The 14,312-nt window shown below is 70.9% G+C and carries 16 protein-coding genes; 6 read left to right on the forward strand and 10 right to left on the reverse strand.

Features of this window, described 5'->3' with window-relative positions:
• Positions 1-10: 10 nt before the first annotated feature.
• On the reverse strand, positions 11-1,093 hold the full coding sequence (locus LQ327_RS15565) for a sulfite oxidase (RefSeq protein WP_230735221.1): 1,083 nt from the start codon (positions 1,091-1,093) through the stop codon (positions 11-13).
• Positions 1,094-1,191: 98 nt separating this feature from the next.
• On the reverse strand, positions 1,192-2,163 hold the full coding sequence (locus LQ327_RS15570) for a LysR family transcriptional regulator (protein ID WP_230735223.1): 972 nt from the start codon (positions 2,161-2,163) through the stop codon (positions 1,192-1,194).
• Between the two features lie 574 nt (positions 2,164-2,737).
• Here LQ327_RS15570 and LQ327_RS15575 point away from each other — a divergent pair.
• Entirely contained in the window at positions 2,738-4,105 is a 1,368-nt protein-coding gene (locus LQ327_RS15575; RefSeq protein ID WP_230735226.1) for a DUF1214 domain-containing protein, read from the forward strand.
• 91 nt (positions 4,106-4,196) lie between these two features.
• Here LQ327_RS15575 and LQ327_RS15580 read toward each other — a convergent pair whose 3' ends face one another.
• Genes LQ327_RS15580 through LQ327_RS15590 form a run of 3 tightly spaced genes read right to left on the reverse strand, consistent with a single transcriptional unit; the run spans position 4,197 to position 6,875 of the window.
• Complete coding sequence (locus LQ327_RS15580; RefSeq protein ID WP_230735229.1) at positions 4,197-5,726, reverse strand: linalool dehydratase/isomerase domain-containing protein; 1,530 nt, start codon at positions 5,724-5,726, stop codon at positions 4,197-4,199.
• Between the two features lie 16 nt (positions 5,727-5,742).
• Entirely contained in the window at positions 5,743-6,408 is a 666-nt protein-coding gene (locus tag LQ327_RS15585) for a hypothetical protein (RefSeq protein ID WP_230735232.1), read from the reverse strand.
• The gene (locus LQ327_RS15590; RefSeq protein ID WP_230735234.1) at positions 6,405-6,875 is read right to left on the reverse strand and encodes an SRPBCC family protein; all 471 of its coding nucleotides are present in this window, start codon (positions 6,873-6,875) and stop codon (positions 6,405-6,407) included. The genes LQ327_RS15585 and LQ327_RS15590 overlap by 4 nt, the downstream gene beginning before the upstream one ends.
• A 97-nt stretch (positions 6,876-6,972) precedes the next feature.
• Between LQ327_RS15590 and LQ327_RS15595 the strand changes: the two genes are divergently transcribed.
• Positions 6,973-7,443: a winged helix-turn-helix transcriptional regulator gene (locus LQ327_RS15595; protein ID WP_230735237.1), complete on the forward strand. Its 471-nt coding sequence runs from the start codon at positions 6,973-6,975 to the stop codon at positions 7,441-7,443.
• A gap of 68 nt (positions 7,444-7,511) precedes the next feature.
• Here the strand turns inward: LQ327_RS15595 and LQ327_RS15600 are convergent, their stop codons facing one another.
• The 3 genes from LQ327_RS15600 to LQ327_RS15610 form a co-directional block, all read right to left on the reverse strand.
• Positions 7,512-8,111 (reverse strand): hypothetical protein, encoded by a 600-nt coding sequence (locus tag LQ327_RS15600; RefSeq protein ID WP_230735239.1) that lies wholly within the window; start codon positions 8,109-8,111, stop codon positions 7,512-7,514.
• Between the two features lie 40 nt (positions 8,112-8,151).
• Positions 8,152-9,333 (reverse strand): sodium:calcium antiporter, encoded by a 1,182-nt coding sequence (locus LQ327_RS15605; protein ID WP_230735241.1) that lies wholly within the window; start codon positions 9,331-9,333, stop codon positions 8,152-8,154.
• 167 nt (positions 9,334-9,500) lie between these two features.
• A complete protein-coding gene (locus LQ327_RS15610; RefSeq protein ID WP_230735243.1) occupies positions 9,501-10,085 on the reverse strand; it encodes a TMEM165/GDT1 family protein in 585 nt (194 codons plus the stop codon).
• 183 nt (positions 10,086-10,268) lie between these two features.
• Here LQ327_RS15610 and LQ327_RS15615 point away from each other — a divergent pair, with 183 nt between their 5' ends.
• The 4 genes from LQ327_RS15615 to LQ327_RS15630 all read left to right on the forward strand — a co-directional run bounded on the left by LQ327_RS15615 (position 10,269) and on the right by LQ327_RS15630 (position 13,508).
• Positions 10,269-10,907 (forward strand): DedA family protein, encoded by a 639-nt coding sequence (locus LQ327_RS15615; protein ID WP_230735246.1) that lies wholly within the window; start codon positions 10,269-10,271, stop codon positions 10,905-10,907.
• Positions 10,908-10,916: 9 nt separating this feature from the next.
• Complete coding sequence (locus tag LQ327_RS15620) at positions 10,917-11,471, forward strand: dihydrofolate reductase family protein (protein WP_230735247.1); 555 nt, start codon at positions 10,917-10,919, stop codon at positions 11,469-11,471.
• A 35-nt stretch (positions 11,472-11,506) separates the two neighbouring features.
• The gene (locus tag LQ327_RS15625; protein WP_230735250.1) at positions 11,507-11,860 is read left to right on the forward strand and encodes a VOC family protein; all 354 of its coding nucleotides are present in this window, start codon (positions 11,507-11,509) and stop codon (positions 11,858-11,860) included.
• A 328-nt stretch (positions 11,861-12,188) separates the two neighbouring features.
• Positions 12,189-13,508, forward strand: coding sequence for an LLM class flavin-dependent oxidoreductase (locus LQ327_RS15630; protein ID WP_230735253.1), 1,320 nt, complete (start codon positions 12,189-12,191; stop codon positions 13,506-13,508).
• Here the strand turns inward: LQ327_RS15630 and LQ327_RS15635 are convergent.
• Both LQ327_RS15635 and LQ327_RS15640 read right to left on the reverse strand, forming a co-directional pair.
• Positions 13,505-13,903, reverse strand: a complete 399-nt coding sequence (locus LQ327_RS15635) for a hypothetical protein (protein ID WP_230735256.1) — start codon at positions 13,901-13,903, stop codon at positions 13,505-13,507. The two genes, LQ327_RS15630 and LQ327_RS15635, sit on opposite strands and share 4 nt — an antisense overlap.
• Before the next feature lies 1 nt (position 13,904).
• Positions 13,905-14,294, reverse strand: coding sequence for a hypothetical protein (locus LQ327_RS15640; RefSeq protein WP_230735259.1), 390 nt, complete (start codon positions 14,292-14,294; stop codon positions 13,905-13,907).
• Positions 14,295-14,312: the final 18 nt, after the last annotated feature.

The raw sequence follows: 14,312 nt of genomic DNA on the forward strand, positions 1-14,312 counted from the left end.
TGTGGTTCGGTCAGGGGTGGATGCTGACGGTGATCGAGGGCCAGGCGTTGTTGATGTAGCCCTTGGGGTTCCAGAGGCTGGCGGCGTGCTCGGGTTGCAGGGCAGCGGTGCTGTCCCAGGCACGGGCGACGATCTGGTGCTGCCCGGCGGGCAGGGTCACCGTGGTATGCCAGAGCCGCCAGGCCCAGCGGCCGAGACGCCGGTCGAGGTCGGCCTGGGCCCAGCTGCGTCCGCCGTCGACCGAGACGTCGACCCGGACGACGTCGCGGTCGCCGCCGGCGTAGGCGTAGCCGCTGATCTCGACGGGTCCGGCCGGTAGCACGGCCTGGTCATCGGGTCGCAGGATCTCCGAGTTCAGCGCGACCGCGGTGAGTGCCACCCCGTCACCCGGGGCGGGGTCGTCGTTCTCGGGCGGCAGCAGCCGGTAGGCGCTCTGCTGGAAGAAGTTGTCCGAGGGGTGGTCCTGGGCGGTGATCCGCTCGATCCACTTCACGCTGCGGGCCCCGATCCAGCCCGGGACCACCACCCGCACGGGCGCGCCGTGCGCGTCCGGCAGTGGCTGGCCGTTCATCTGCCAGGCCAGCAGGACCTCGCCGGAGACGGCCTTGTCGGTCGAGATGGAGCCGCCGTACGGCGCCGGCGGCTGGGCTTCGGGGGCGACGTCGGGGGCGAGGAACGCGATTTCAGAGGCGTCCGAGCGCAGCCCGGCCGCGGCCAGCACGTCGGCCAGGCGGGCGCCGCGCCAGCGGGCGGTCGAGGTGGCGGCCGGCCCCCAGGGGTGCTGGCCGGGGATGTCGCGCACCGCCAGCAGCCCGGCGCGGCGGTTGCCCGCGCACTGCAGCGTGGCCACGACCTCGTGGGCCTCGAAGCGGGTCTGCAGCTCCTCGAGGGAGAGCGTCAGGGCGCGATCAACCAGCCCGTCGACCACGAGACGCCACGTGTCGGGATCGGTGGTCGGCATCCTGCCGTGGTTGCGGCCGTAGAAGCTCTCGATCGGGGTGATCGCCTCGCCGGCCAGCGCTCCGCGGGGCGGCTCGGCGTTGTAGGGCTCCTGCTCGTGGACCACCATGTCAGCGCGCTTGGTGATCGTCATCGTCGTCACCTCCTCCGCCAGCCCGTCCCGGGCCGGTCGTCTACCCTTCACGGTGGCGGTGCGCAGCCCACGGCGGTAGCCGTCGCGGTGTTGCGGGGTCACAAGCTCAGGTTGTGGCCCGCTCCGGTGCGCCACGTCGCCCGCGCGGGCCGTGTCCGGTGCTCGTGGGCAGCCCGGGCGCGGGCGAGCAGCGCGGCGGCGGCGCCATCGGGTGCCCGTCCGCGACGCCAGATCGCGGTCAGCCGGCGTCCGAGCGCCACGCCGCGCACCGGCAGCGTGACCAGCGTGCCCGCCTCGAGCTCGCCGGCCACGGCCAACGAGCTCAGCACCGCCGGCGCGACACCGTCGGCCACCGCCGCCTTGATCGCGGTGGTCGAGGCCAGCTCCAGCACCGGGGCCGCCGTCGGGCCTGCGCCCGCGGTCTCGAGGGCGCGCTCGAGGAACTCCCGGGTACCCGATCCCGTCTCGCGGGTCACCAGCGGCGTGGCGGCCAGCTGCGCGGGGATGACCGCGCGGCGCCGGGCCCACCGATGGGTCGGCGCCATCACCAGCACCAGCTCATCATGGCCCATGACCTGGGAGTCGAGATCGTCGCCGATCTCGGGGCCTTCGACGAACCCGAGGTCGGCTGCTCCGGTACGCACGTCGTCGGCGACCTCGGTGGAGTTGCGCGTGGTCAGCGACACCGAGGTCTCGGGCAGCTCGGTGCGCAGCGCGACCAGCCACCGCGGCAGCAGGTACTCGGCCACGGTCAAGCTCGCCGCCACCCGCAGCCGGCCGGTGTGCTCTGCCTGTAGCGCGGCCACGCCCTCTTCCATCGCCCACGCGGCGTCGACCGCGCCGCGGGCCCAGTCCGCGACCAGCGACCCGGCCGGGGTCAGCCGGGTGCCCTGCGGTGAGCGTTCGAACAAGGTCAGCCCGAGCGCCTCCTCCAGCGCCCGGACGCGGGCACTGACCGCGGCCTGGGAGACGCCGTGCTCGGTCGCGGCCCGTCCCATGCTGCCCAGGGCAGCCACCGACAGGGCCATCTCGTACACCGCGAGATCGGCGACCCGCCTCGGCAACGCCACAACCACAGCTTATGGGTCGCAGTGGGCTTCTCGGCAGCTGGTGGTCAGGGGCGGTATCCGGCGAGCCGGGCGGTGGAGGCAGCAAGCGCCTCCACCCGCCGTGGTGCGAACGACCGGCTACACCAGGCCTCTCCAGGTACGTGGAGACATTCGGGCGAGACCCGAGGCCCTGGCAGAAGCTGTAGGACACGCCGTCCGACACTCTGGGGGTCAAGGGGTCGCAGGTTCACATCCTGTCGTCCCGACACACACGACAAGCTCGTTGACGCAGGTCAACGGGGCTTTCGTCTGTCCGCACCACGATCATTCGTGATCCCGCCCCGGAGTACAGGTCCGCTGTGGGACCCGCGCCTGTAGGTGGCCAGCAGTAGCCCGTCCGCGCCGCGGACGGCGCGGCGCGGCGCGCTCGGGTCGGGTTGACCGTTCGGCACCCTCTCTCCCCGGGCTCACTCCTGACGCGGTGTCCCGACCAAGGTCACCCGCGCTGGGTGAGGTGACGGTCGCGCCGACTGACGACGATGACGGACGGCTCCACAGCGGTCCGGCGACGTCGATACAGAGGATGTTGATCACGATGGCAGGCGATCTGGGCAGGCCGAGGATTCATCCGTCCTACGCGGCCGAGGTCGGTCGGGTGGCGTATCTGTGGGGCTGGCCGCTCGTGAACATGCACAACCGCCGGGTGTTCCTGGAGCAGTTGCCCGGTCCATGTCTCATGTCCGGAATCGTTCCCGCCGGGCCTCCTGGGCACATCGGGATGCTCCGGGACTACATCCGACCTGAGGAACGCCTGGTGGCCTGCCCCAACCAGGACGTCGTCTACGGCTTCGGCGCCCTCGACGCGCAGCGGGGCCCGTCGGTGGTGCAGGTGCCTGACTTCGGTGACCGGTTCTGGGTCTATCAAGCCGTCGACCAGCGTACGGACTCGTTCGTCGAGCTCGGCAAGATGTACGGGACGCCCCCTGGTCATTACCTCCTCGCCCCGACCGGCTGGGAAGGTGAAGTACCCGAAGGAATCATCAAGGTCTTCCGATACGACACCCGGGTTGCGGTCGTGATCCCCCGGGTCTTCATGGACGACACCGAAGCGGATCGTGTCGCCGTGGGTCCGCTGGTCGACCAGATCACCGTCTATCCACTCGAGGACTACGACGGGACCATGAAGACCGTCGACTGGGGTGGCGTCCCCTCCTTCGGCGAGGAAGCGGACTCCGGCGGCGAGACCGAGACCCAGTGGGTGGACCCGGCGACTTTCTTCGACGTCCTGGGCGAGGTGCTCGAGGAGGTACCTCCGCGGGCCGGCGAGGAAGCCCTCTACGACTGGTTCCGCCCGGTGCTGGAAGCAGCGTCTCGAGAACCGCAGATCGCTGCCGTGCTGAAGCAGGCCGCCATGGACGCCGATGCGACGGTGGACGAGCTTTTCGAGTTCCGTCACTATGGCCTCCCTGCCGGCCATTTCTGGAGTACTCAGCGCTCCGGCGCCGCCTTCGGGACCGACTATCTCATGCGCACCGCGGTCGGAAAGTCCAACATCTTCGTCAATACCGCGAACGAGACGACCTATTACTATCTCGATCTCGACGCCGCGGGTGAGCGGCTGGACGGCAGGCATACCTATTCCGTGCACTTCGCGGCGGAGCGCATCCCGCCGGTTCGGGGCTTCTGGTCGCTCACCGTCTACAACAAGCACCACTTCTTCCATCCGAACCCGCTCGACCGCTACTCGCTCGGAACCAAGAACCAACACCTCCATGTCGGGGCCGACGGCTCGCTGACTCTCACCGCGGGCGGTGACGCCCCGAGTGACCCCGCGCAGCTCTCCAACTGGCTCCCGGCACCCGCCGACGAGTTCACGCTCTACCTGCGTGCCTACTGGCCCGAGCAGTCGATCGTCGACGGCGTCTGGGAGCCTCCGGCCGTGGTGCGCATCGACACGGCCTGAGTCACTTCGCGGTGGTTCGAATCCTGGCGTCCCGTCCGTGTTCCGATCGTCGACCGGTGCCGGGTGGTGGTGGGCGGGAAGCGTCGATCGGTCAGAACCACACGCGAAGTCGACAATGGTCCACCGGGAGATCGACCTCGATCGCGTCGGAGCCGGTCACCCGCCAGGCGGTGTGGGGCCGGTCGTCGAGTTCGACGGTCGCCAGCGACGGCGCGGGGAGCCGGTCGACGGTGACCGCGGTCGTCGCCTGTGGCTCGGGGCGGGAGACGGCGGTGACGACGTCGAGGGTGCGCGCGGTCATGTCATTGCGGGCCTGGCGGATCGCGACGCGGGGGAAGTCGACGTCGCGCAGCGTCGGCTCGGCGTGGACATCGGTCTGAGGCTGATCGAACACGCGACTCCAGGCGCCGGGTGGGGCGGCGTCGGCCATGGCGAGGATGGCGTTGAGCTGCCCGCGGGGCCAGGGCTCGTCGAGGCCGAACCAGTAGCCGAAGCGGTCGTCGTGCTCGCCGAAGAACCGTGGCTGGAAGTGCTCCTCGACCTCGTCGCGCAGGCGGGCCTCGGTGGTGGTGTCGCCGAGCTCGCGGGCGAGCACGAGCGCGGTGACGATCATGCGGGGGTCCTTGGCCAGGTGGACGACCGGGTGTCGGCGGTCGCTGAACCCGATCGCCCGGGTGCACAGCTCGTAGAGCTGGGTGGCCCACGCCGGCTCCTGGGGCAGGAGGACGTGCAGGAAGATCAGCGCGTTGTAGGGCTCGTGGAGGGTGGCGACCTTGTCCTCGACGGGGTCGTAGTAGAAGGCGAACCAGTCGAGGTCGCCGTCGGGCTTGAGGCCCATGTAGTGGGTGCGGGCGTATTCGGCCCAGGCGGGGAACGGTGCGTGCAGATCGGTGCCGCGCAGGCTGTCGTAGAGCTGCAGTCCGAGCCCGGCGGCGGTGACGCAGGTGGGCCAGATCTTGGTGTTCTCGCAGTGGGGGCCCTGCGGCCGGGTCGCGAGCTGGTTGGACAGGTGGCGGGCGACGCGGTCGTGGGTCCAGGGGAACTGGCGGTTCCGGTATCCGGTGACCTGGAACGTGTCGTGCTCGGTCGCTTCGCCGGCCACGTAGCGGCGGATGCCCAGGGTGAGGTTGAGCCAGGCCCGGTAGAACAGGTTCCCGTCGGCGCCGACCGGGTCGGGCTGCAGGCCCCAGGGTTCGACGCCGTTGCCGGTCCAGCCGGGCAGCGGGTAGGCGCCGCGTAGTGGTTCGGGGGCGCAGCAGAGCCATTCCGGGCTGTAGCGGTCGACGTTCGGGTCCGGGCCGATGAGCGTGTTCCAGTCGATGCCGCCCCAGAAGCTGACGAAGCGCCAGATCAGTTCGTCGGCGATGCGGGTGTAGGCCTCCCGCCAGGCCGGGGTCGACTCCATGAGCATCGGCAGCGTGTAGGCCATCTCGGAGAGGTCGAAGCGGGGGAACACGCACATCGGCGGGCTGCCGTAGCGGTCCCACCACGGGTGGGGTTCGCCCTGGTCGCTCCAGTCGTCCGGGGTGGTCGCCTTGTCCCAGGCGAATCGCAGCCAGCCGAGGGCGCGGTCGCTGAGCTCGGGCTGCGGCACGGCCTGCGGGCCGGGGCGGGTCGACATCCGGTGACGTTCCGTTCTACGGCTCGGGCATGGGTTCGCCGGCGCCACCGCGCGGCATCCACAGCCTCGCGCGGGCCCGCCAGGCGTCCGTCCAGGTCGGGTCGAGCACCGTGACCGCGGGCTCCCGCGTGATCGTCTCGTCGCCGTCGAGGCTCGGGTCGGGGCTCAGGTAGGCCCCCGGGGGACGGACGCGGGGTCCGCGTCGGCGACCGATCCGCACGATCCGGCGGGTCAGTCCGTGGAACCAGATCACCACGAACGCGCTGCCCTCGATGCGCATCCGTTGGGTCACGACCCCGGCGACGACCCGATCGACGGTCCGGGTGGAGAGCAGCGTCGCGAGGGCCTGGCCGCTGGTGGCGAAGCGCAGCGCGTGGTCCGGGGCGCCGGCCGTGACCGTGGTGCTGCGGGCCCGTCGTCCCGGTCCGTCGAACGACCAACGCCGTGCCACTCCGTCGTCCGTGGTGATGTCGACGACCAGGCTGCGGGTGATCTGCCGGCGCAGGACCGGGTCCCAGCGCGACGCCGGCGGCAGCACGACCCCGAACAGGCCCAGGACCAGACGCAGCAGCGAGGCCGCCCACGATCTCGGCAGCAGCCCCCATGCCCGTTCCCACGCCGTGACGTCCTGCCGGGGAGAGCTGGTCGCCGACGGTGCGCGACGAGACCCGGGCGAGCTCACCGGCCGTTCTCGGCTGTCGCCTTGAGCCGTTGCAAGGTCGTCTCGAGCATGCTGTGGGTGAAGGCGACCCGGTCGTCGACGCCGGTGACGAGCTTGCCGACGGCGACGAGGGCACCCGGGCGGTGGTCGGTCCAGGTCTCGGTCACCGAGCATCCGCCGTCCTCGACGGGAGCGATGTCGTAGACCCACTCCGCGGCCATGACCGGGCCCAGGCGGGTCTCGAAGGCGAACCGACGGCCCGGTGTCGCGTCGGTGACGAGGGTGGTGGTCGGCCACCAGCGACGTGCCCCCTTGTTGGTGCCGACGAACCGCGCTCCGACGGCCGGACCGCGCCGTCGCCCGACCCAGCGGCCGCCGGTGTTCTCCGGGCTCCACTCGCCCATTCGCGGGAGGTCGCTGACCAGGCCGTAGACCTCCTCCGGGCTGGCGGTGACGGTGATCGACGTCGAGGCGGTCGCTCCGGTCATGGGGATCGTGGGCTCCTTCGCTGGGCCATGTGCCACTGACTGCTGCGAAGAAAGTTAGGGATGCACGGAGAGTGCCGCAATCCCTACTCTGAGAGAGATGAGCTGGCTGGACCTCGACACCGGGAACTGCTCGGTGCAGCGCGCACTCGACGTCATCGGGGATCGCTGGTCACTGCTGATCCTGCGCGAGACCTTCAACGGTGTCCGCCGCTTCGACGACCTGGCCGGGCACCTGGCGATCTCCGAGTCGGTCCTCAGCCGCCGACTCCGGAGCCTGGTCGAGGCCGGCGTGCTGGAGCGCAGCGCGTACCGCGCCGCAGGGCAACGCACCCGCCACCAGTACCGGCTCACCGAGCGAGGACTGGACCTCCTCCCGGTGCTGACCTCGCTCATGGAGTGGGGCGATCGCCACCTCGCCGACGAGGCCGGAGTCGCCTGGGAGGTCCACCACGCCGACTGCGGCCACCGAGTGGAGACCGTGGTGCGCTGCCCGGCCCACGAGCAGACCCTCGGACCGCTCGACACCAGCACGGCCGCAGGACCCGGAGCGTGCGCCCGCCCGGCGTAGGCAGGGCGCCCCCCGTCCACCCCCCCCCAGTTCGATGAGGCCGCCTCCTGCGAGCGATTCGCGACCGCTCAGTTGTCGTCGTCGTCCCCGTCGTTGTCCTTCTTGGTCGGCGCGGGCGCCTGGGTCTGCTGCTGCGGTGCCGGGTTGGTCGCCGCGGGTACCCCCGGTTGGCCCTGCCCGGGGACGGCCGGAGCCGTCTGGCTCGGTGGTGCCGGAGCGCTGGGCGCATTGTCGTCATTGTCGCCGCCGCCCTTCGTGCCGGCTCCGGTGACCACGAGGACCATTCCGACGATGGCCGCAATGGTCGCGAGTGCGTTCGCGATCCGATTCCTGGTCACCATGTCATCGCTCCCTTGTTGGATGGTCCTGATCTGCCGGGCCACGGAGGTGTTCGGATGGGCCGCCGGCCCCATGGATTGCGCGTGGTGCCGGTGGAGCAGACCGGCGATCGTCGGTGCTCGTTCGAGACGGCCCAGCCAGTCCTCGGGGCGCTCGGGAAAGATCAGGCGGCGTCCGATCAGCGCCGCGAACGCGTAGACGGCCGCGATGACGAAGCAGACCCAGGTGAGCCAGTTCGTGCTGCCGGCCGCGACGAGGCGGATCGACCCGACGGTGAACGCGACCACGGCGACCGCGAGCCCCGCCTTCCACCTCCGCAGCGCCCGCACGTGGCCGACTGTAGGTCGCCGTCATCGGCTGGCGCACGATCTAGCTGGTGTCGACCGGGACGCCGCTGAAGGCCACCAGGCTGACGACGAAGTAGATGACGTAGAGCCCGAGCAGGACCGCGCCGTGCCACCGTCGCAGCCGCCCGGTCGCCAGGAAGATCGCCGACAGCGCCGTCATGACGATGAGCACCGGGAGGTGCCAGCGCAGGACGTCGGCGTCGACGGTGATCGCCCCGCCGATGAGCAGGACGATGCCGAGCTTCCCCGTCACCGAGAACACGACGCTGCCGAGCACGTTGGCGATGCCGATCTCGGGTGCACCGCGGCGCTGGGGCTCGACGGTGAGGAAGATGTCCTCGAGGGAGAGCGCGAGGGTCGCGATGGTGACCCCGAAGACGGTGCCGTCGATGTCGAACGTGTTGAGGATGCCATCGGTGCCCTGACCGGCCACGATCGCGCCGATGACCAGGCCGATCAGCGCGACGACCGCCCAGCCGAGAGCGGCCCAGGGCGAGTGCTGGCGGGCGCGGAGGAATGCCTGGTCGACCCGCAGGTCGGGCGGGAGGTCGAAGCCGCCCGAGCCGCTGCCGCCTGGACCGCTGCCGCCTGGACCGCCGCCGCCTGGACCGCCGCCGACGCCCGGCCCCGCACCTCCCCCGTTCCCGCCTCCGGGAGCGGCATCATCGCCGCCGGCCACGAGGGTCGCGGTCCCGGCGCCACCACCGACTCCGGCTCCGACGGTCTCGAGCTGCTCGTAGAACTCCTCGTTGCGCCAGATCGGGCGTCGGCCGGCCTTCTCGCAGTAGGCGATCCAGCCGACGAACGCCACGAACAGCAGGCACAGGATGACGCCGGTGACCAGCGTCAGCGCCCCGGTGGCGGCGAAGGCGTACATGACGATCGGCGAGGCCACGAACAGCACCAGATAGGACTTCGGCACCTCGAACTCGCACGGTGCGATGAGTGCGGCGAGGGCGAGCACGATGCCGGTCATGGCCACCGTCGTCCCGATGACGGTGCCCAGTGCGGCCGACTTGAGGTCGTCGATGTTCAGCACGATCCCGTAGGCGAGGTCGTCGAACTCGATCCCGGTGAACACCACGGCGACCAGGAAGAGCGAGATCGCCCACCGACTCGCGACTCCGACGAGGTGCGCGATGAGTTTCTCGGCGCTGTAGACCAGGACCGCGATACCCAGCACGAACTCGATGATCGGGATCACGGCCGCCCCCTTCGCCACGCTGCCGCCGAACGGATCGCGCCCAAGAGCGTGATCGGCGCCACCCGAGGTATCAACCGTTGACATGGACACCGACATGTGTCTAAGCGGCGATTTGCCCTCTTCGGGCGGTACCGGTGTTCCGGAATCGGTGAACGGGAGGATGGGCGTCAGCCGCGGATGGCCTCGATCGCGCTGATCACCCCGAGGACCACCATGATCGCGGCCGCCGCGATGGTCACCCACCGCACCGGCACCCAGCGCTGGATCCGGGTTCCGCCGTACACCGCGAGCACGGACACCACCCACAGGGCGAGCAGGGCGCTGATCCCGACCGCGACGGGGCTGTCGTACCGCGCGGCGAGGGTGGCGATCACGAGTTCGGACGGGTCGGCGAACTCGGAGAGGGCGGTCACGAGGAACGCCGTCGTGATCACTCCCCAGCGGGTGCCGGAGGAAGTGCGGGCCTCCGACTCGTCATCGTCGTCGTCCTCGTTCGCTTCCCGCCACAGCAGGAACGCGCCGACGATGAAGATCACCGCGAGGACCGCCTCGAGAGGCCGTTCCGGGAGCAGCGCGACGAGGCGCCCGGCGATCACGGCCACCACGACGTGCACGGCCATGCCGGCGAAGACGCCGATCAGCACCCAACGGGCGGGGAACTTGGTGGCCAGCACGAGTGTCGCGATGGCGCTGGTGTCCGCCAGTTCGGCGAGGAACACGATCCCGAACGTGATGGCGACCACGACCACCACCTGATCGTCTCCTCTCTCCGCGCCGCACACAACGGCTGCGGGTCGACGGGGGGTCGCGCGACGGCGTCCGCCGGTGGGCCGGAAACGTAACGGCGGGCGACGTGCATTGACCGGTCGGTAGCCGTCCTGAACCGTCCCGGGGGAGACGGGTACGAGCCCAGGACACCGGGAGTCACGATCTCGATGCATGCTCTCGTCACGTCCGCCGCGCCCGCCGACGGGGGAGTCGTCGGATGGCTCGACTCCGTGATGTCGATGCTGGGGGCGCCGGGAGCCGGGGCCGTGCTCGCCGTCGAGAACGTCTCGCTGATCCCCTCCGAGGTCGTCCTGCCGCTGGCGGGGTTCGCGGCCGCCCGCGGGGAGTTCAGCGTCGCGGCCGCCGTCGTCTGGACCACGATCGGCACGACGACGGGTGCTGTCGTCCTCTATCTCGTCGGCATGCTCGCCACACCCGCCACCGTGCGGCGCTGGATCACGAGAATCCCGCTGATCACCGACCGCGAGGTCGATCTCGCCGAGTCGTGGTTCGACCGGCACGGTCGTGCGGCGGTTCTGCTGGGGCGGATGGTGCCGATCGTCCGCAGCCTGATCTCGATTCCCGCGGGGCAGCGGCGCATGCCGTTCCTGCAGTTCCTCGTGCTCACGGTGCTGGGCAGCGCGGCCTGGAACTCCCTGTTCGTCGGGGCCGGGTACGTGCTGGGTGCGCGGTGGGAGCTCGTCGAGCGCTACGCGGGTCCCGTGCAGATCACCCTGCTGGTGATCGTCGGCGTGGTCATGGTGCTCGCGCTCGTGCGCCACCGCGCATCGCCCGCCCGGCGGTAACCTCACGCCGTGGGCTCCCTCCGGTATTCGATCAACGTGACGCTGGACGGTTGCTGCGACCACCGCGCGATTCCCGCGGACGAGGAACTGCACCGCAACGCGGCCGAGAACCTCGCCCGGGCCGATGCCCTGCTGTTCGGCCGCGTGACCTACCAGATGATGGAACAAGCGTGGCGGCAGCCGGCCGACCCGGAGGAGCCACCCGGATCGACGGATCCTTTCGCCCGGACGATCGATGCGGCCGAGAAGTACGTCGTGTCGAGCACGCTCGAGCGGGTCGACTGGAACGCGGAGCTGGTGCGCGGGGACGACCTGGAGAGCACTGTCCGGGCGCTCAAGGAATCGAGGAGGACGCTCTTCGTGGGAGGCGTCATGCTTCCGCTCGCACTGGCCGAGCTGGGACTGATCGACGAGTACGAATTCGTCGTGCATCCCCGGCTGGCCGGTCACGGGCCCACGCCGTTCGCGGGCCTGTCCCGATTCGTCGACCTGAAGCTGGTGGGCCGTGAGGAGCTCGGGTCGGGCGCGGTGGCGATGCGCTACGAGCCGAGAGCCGCGGCCTGAGGCGGCGCCACCAGCCGACACACCGGGGAGGACCCGTGCGCGTCACCACCGTCTACACCAACCTCCGCGTGCCCGACATCGCGGAGGCCCGGAGCTTCTACGCCGGCTACCTCGGGTTGAGCGACGAGAGCATCAACATGGACTGGGTGACCCGGTTCAGCTCCCCGGACGGCGACGCGAACGTCCAGCTCGTCACCCGCGACGCCACCGCCCCGGAGGACTCGGTCGCCACGATCAGGGTCGACGACGTCGAGGCCGCCTACGACGAGGCCCGCGAGCGCGGCTACCAGATCGTCCACCCGCTCACCACCGAACCGTGGGGCGTGCGGCGGTTCTTCGTCCGGGCCCCGGACGGCAACGTCTTCAACATCGCCCAGCACCGGGACTGAGCACGACGCCGCCCGGCGGTGTCGATCACAGTCGCGCCCGTCGGATTGACGACGGGGCCGTCGAGGTCCCTAGTCTGATCGAGATCCCGCGTCCGGACGGTCGCGGGGGGTGAGCAGGAGGCGGACCGGATGTTCCTCGCGGTGCGGCGGCGCCACGTCGACCTCCTGCGCACGGCCAGCGACGGCTGTCGGGCCTGACCCACCGTTCCGCTCGTCCGTTCCTGAACTCCTCCCCCGACCGCGCCGCTCGGCGCCGGTTCGCCCCGCAGCGCCTCGGTCATCGAGTGTGACGGCGGGGCGGGGCCTTTCGACGACCAGGAGACCCCTGATGCCCCGGCAGCTCCACCTCGGCGGATTCGAGATCGCCTCGCACGTCCCGCACTCCCACGCGGCCTGGCGCCACCCCGGCTCCGACCTCGACTTCCTCCGCCCCGAGTACTGGCACCGCGTCGGCCGCACCCTGGAGCGCGGCCGGTTCGACTTCGTCTTCTTCGCCGACCTCCTCGCGGTGCCGACCAATTTCGGCGACGACGAGGACGAGGCGCTGCGGCGGGGGACGCAGGCCAGCGCCACGATCGATCCGTCCCTCGTGACGGCGAGCATCGCCGCCGTCACCCGGGACCTCGGCGTCGCGATCACCAAGAGCACGACGTACTTCCACCCCTTCGAGGTGGCGAGGATCTTCGCGAGCCTCGACCACCTCAGCGGCGGCCTGGCCGCCTGGAACATCGTCACCTCGCTGAGCAGCGCCGAGGCGCGCAACTTCGGCCTGGAGAAGGCGCTGGACCACGACCTGCGCTACGACCGGGCGCAGGAGCTCGTCGAGGCCGCGGTCGCCCTCTGGGAGAGCTGGGAGCCCGGGGCACTAGTCGGCGACAAGGTCGGCGGCCTCTTCGCGGACCCGGACAAGGTGCACCGCGTCGACCACGAGGGACGCTTCTACAAGACCCGCGGGCCGCTGCCCACGCCGCGCTCACCCCAGGGACGGCCGGTGCTCATGCAGGCCGGTTCCTCCGGCAAGGGCAAGGACTTCGCCGCCCGGTGGGCCGAGGTGATCTTCGAGATCGACCCCACGCCCGAGGGCCGGCGGGCCTACTACGACGACGTCAAGAGCCGGGCCTCGAACGCCGGCCGCAACCCCGACGACGTCAAGATCTTCCCGTCGTTCATCCCGTTCGTCGGGGAGACCGCCTCGATCGCGCGCGAGAAGCAGGCCTTCCACAACGAGCTGGCCGACCCGATCTCCGGCCTGATCACGCTCTCGGTGCACACCGACCACGACTTCTCCGCCTACGACCTCGACACCCCGGTCGAGCAGGTGGAGGTCGCGGGCAGCCAGGGCCTCTTCGACGTCGCGAAGCGGCTCAGCGACCGGGACAACCTGACCCTGCGCGAGGTCGGGAAGCTCTACGCCCAGGGCGTGCTGCTGCCGCAGTTCGTCGGGACGGCGTCCGACGTGGCCGACGAGATCGAGGCGAGCTTCACCGGCGGCGAGGCGGACGGCTTCATCCTGTCGTGCGCGCAGAGCCCGGGGACCTTCGACGACTTCGTCGACCAGGTCGTCCCCGAGCTGCAGCGCCGGAAGCTGTTCCCGGAGGACTACACCGGCGGCACCCTGCGCGACAACCTCGCGCAGGGCGACGTCTAGGAGGCGGGCTCGCCCGTCGCGAGGCGGTGCCCGGGGTGGATCCACAGCGGGTAGAGCAGCGCCCCGAGCCCCGGGAACAGGGTGAAGACGGCGAGCCAGACGAAGGTGCGGGGGCGGTGGCGCTGCTCGGCCGGGATGTCGGAGTACATCCAGAAGCCGAGCACGCCCGCCACCGCGCCGAAGTCGGACAGGCCCGCGCTGAGCACCGGGTCCCCGAAGGACAGCGTGAAGAACTTGAGGATCGCGCCGACCAGCCCGTCGTGCCTCGTCCGCCAGCCCCCGCCGCCCTGGAAGAACGCGTGCCACACGTGGAAACCCAGGAGGACGACGACGGCGGCCGTGAACCCGGCCCGTCGCCGTGCCGCCTCCGGCCCCGCTCCGGGTGACCACGACATCTCACCGACCTCCGAGGTGGGCGTGGTCGTCGAGGGCGACCGAGCCGAGGACGAGGCATGCGGTCGACGCGGCCCCGAAGATCGCCGCGGATCCCGCGGGCATCCGACCGGCCCGCCAGGCGAGGAGCACCGCGAGCAGGTCGGCACCGTCGCACGCCTGGCCGGTCCGCAGCCCGCGCCGCCGGGCGTCGTCGTCGCCGGCGTGCGGCAACGTCGCGAGCGCCACGTCGCGCGTCCCACCGAGGCGCAGCCACAGCGGAGCGCTGGCCTCCGTGCTCACGTCCAGCCCGAACACCCGTGACGCCCGCACCGGCGCGACCCACGTGCTCAGGCCGATCAGCACCCGGACGACCGAGAGCGCCCTCGCCGCCGATCCGTTGACCCCGCTCACGCGCACCCACCCGTCGTC

The organism is Actinomycetospora endophytica, assembly GCF_021026375.1.
GTDB classification, from domain to species: domain Bacteria; phylum Actinomycetota; class Actinomycetes; order Mycobacteriales; family Pseudonocardiaceae; genus Actinomycetospora; species Actinomycetospora endophytica.

What these genes read in the sequence shown, in the direction of transcription:
- LQ327_RS15565 (WP_230735221.1), bottom strand. Translation starts at nt 1,093, where the DNA reads ATGACGATCACCAAGCGCGCTGACATGGTGGTCCACGAGCAGGAGCCC.
- LQ327_RS15580 (WP_230735229.1), bottom strand. Translation starts at nt 5,726, where the DNA reads ATGTCGACCCGCCCCGGCCCGCAGGCCGTGCCGCAGCCCGAGCTCAGC.
- LQ327_RS15590 (WP_230735234.1), bottom strand. Translation starts at nt 6,875, where the DNA reads ATGACCGGAGCGACCGCCTCGACGTCGATCACCGTCACCGCCAGCCCG.
- LQ327_RS15595 (WP_230735237.1), top strand. Translation starts at nt 6,973, where the DNA reads ATGAGCTGGCTGGACCTCGACACCGGGAACTGCTCGGTGCAGCGCGCA.
- LQ327_RS15635 (WP_230735256.1), bottom strand. Translation starts at nt 13,903, where the DNA reads ATGTCGTGGTCACCCGGAGCGGGGCCGGAGGCGGCACGGCGACGGGCC.
- LQ327_RS15615 (WP_230735246.1), top strand. Translation starts at nt 10,269, where the DNA reads ATGCATGCTCTCGTCACGTCCGCCGCGCCCGCCGACGGGGGAGTCGTC.
- LQ327_RS15575 (WP_230735226.1), top strand. Translation starts at nt 2,738, where the DNA reads ATGGCAGGCGATCTGGGCAGGCCGAGGATTCATCCGTCCTACGCGGCC.
- LQ327_RS15630 (WP_230735253.1), top strand. Translation starts at nt 12,189, where the DNA reads ATGCCCCGGCAGCTCCACCTCGGCGGATTCGAGATCGCCTCGCACGTC.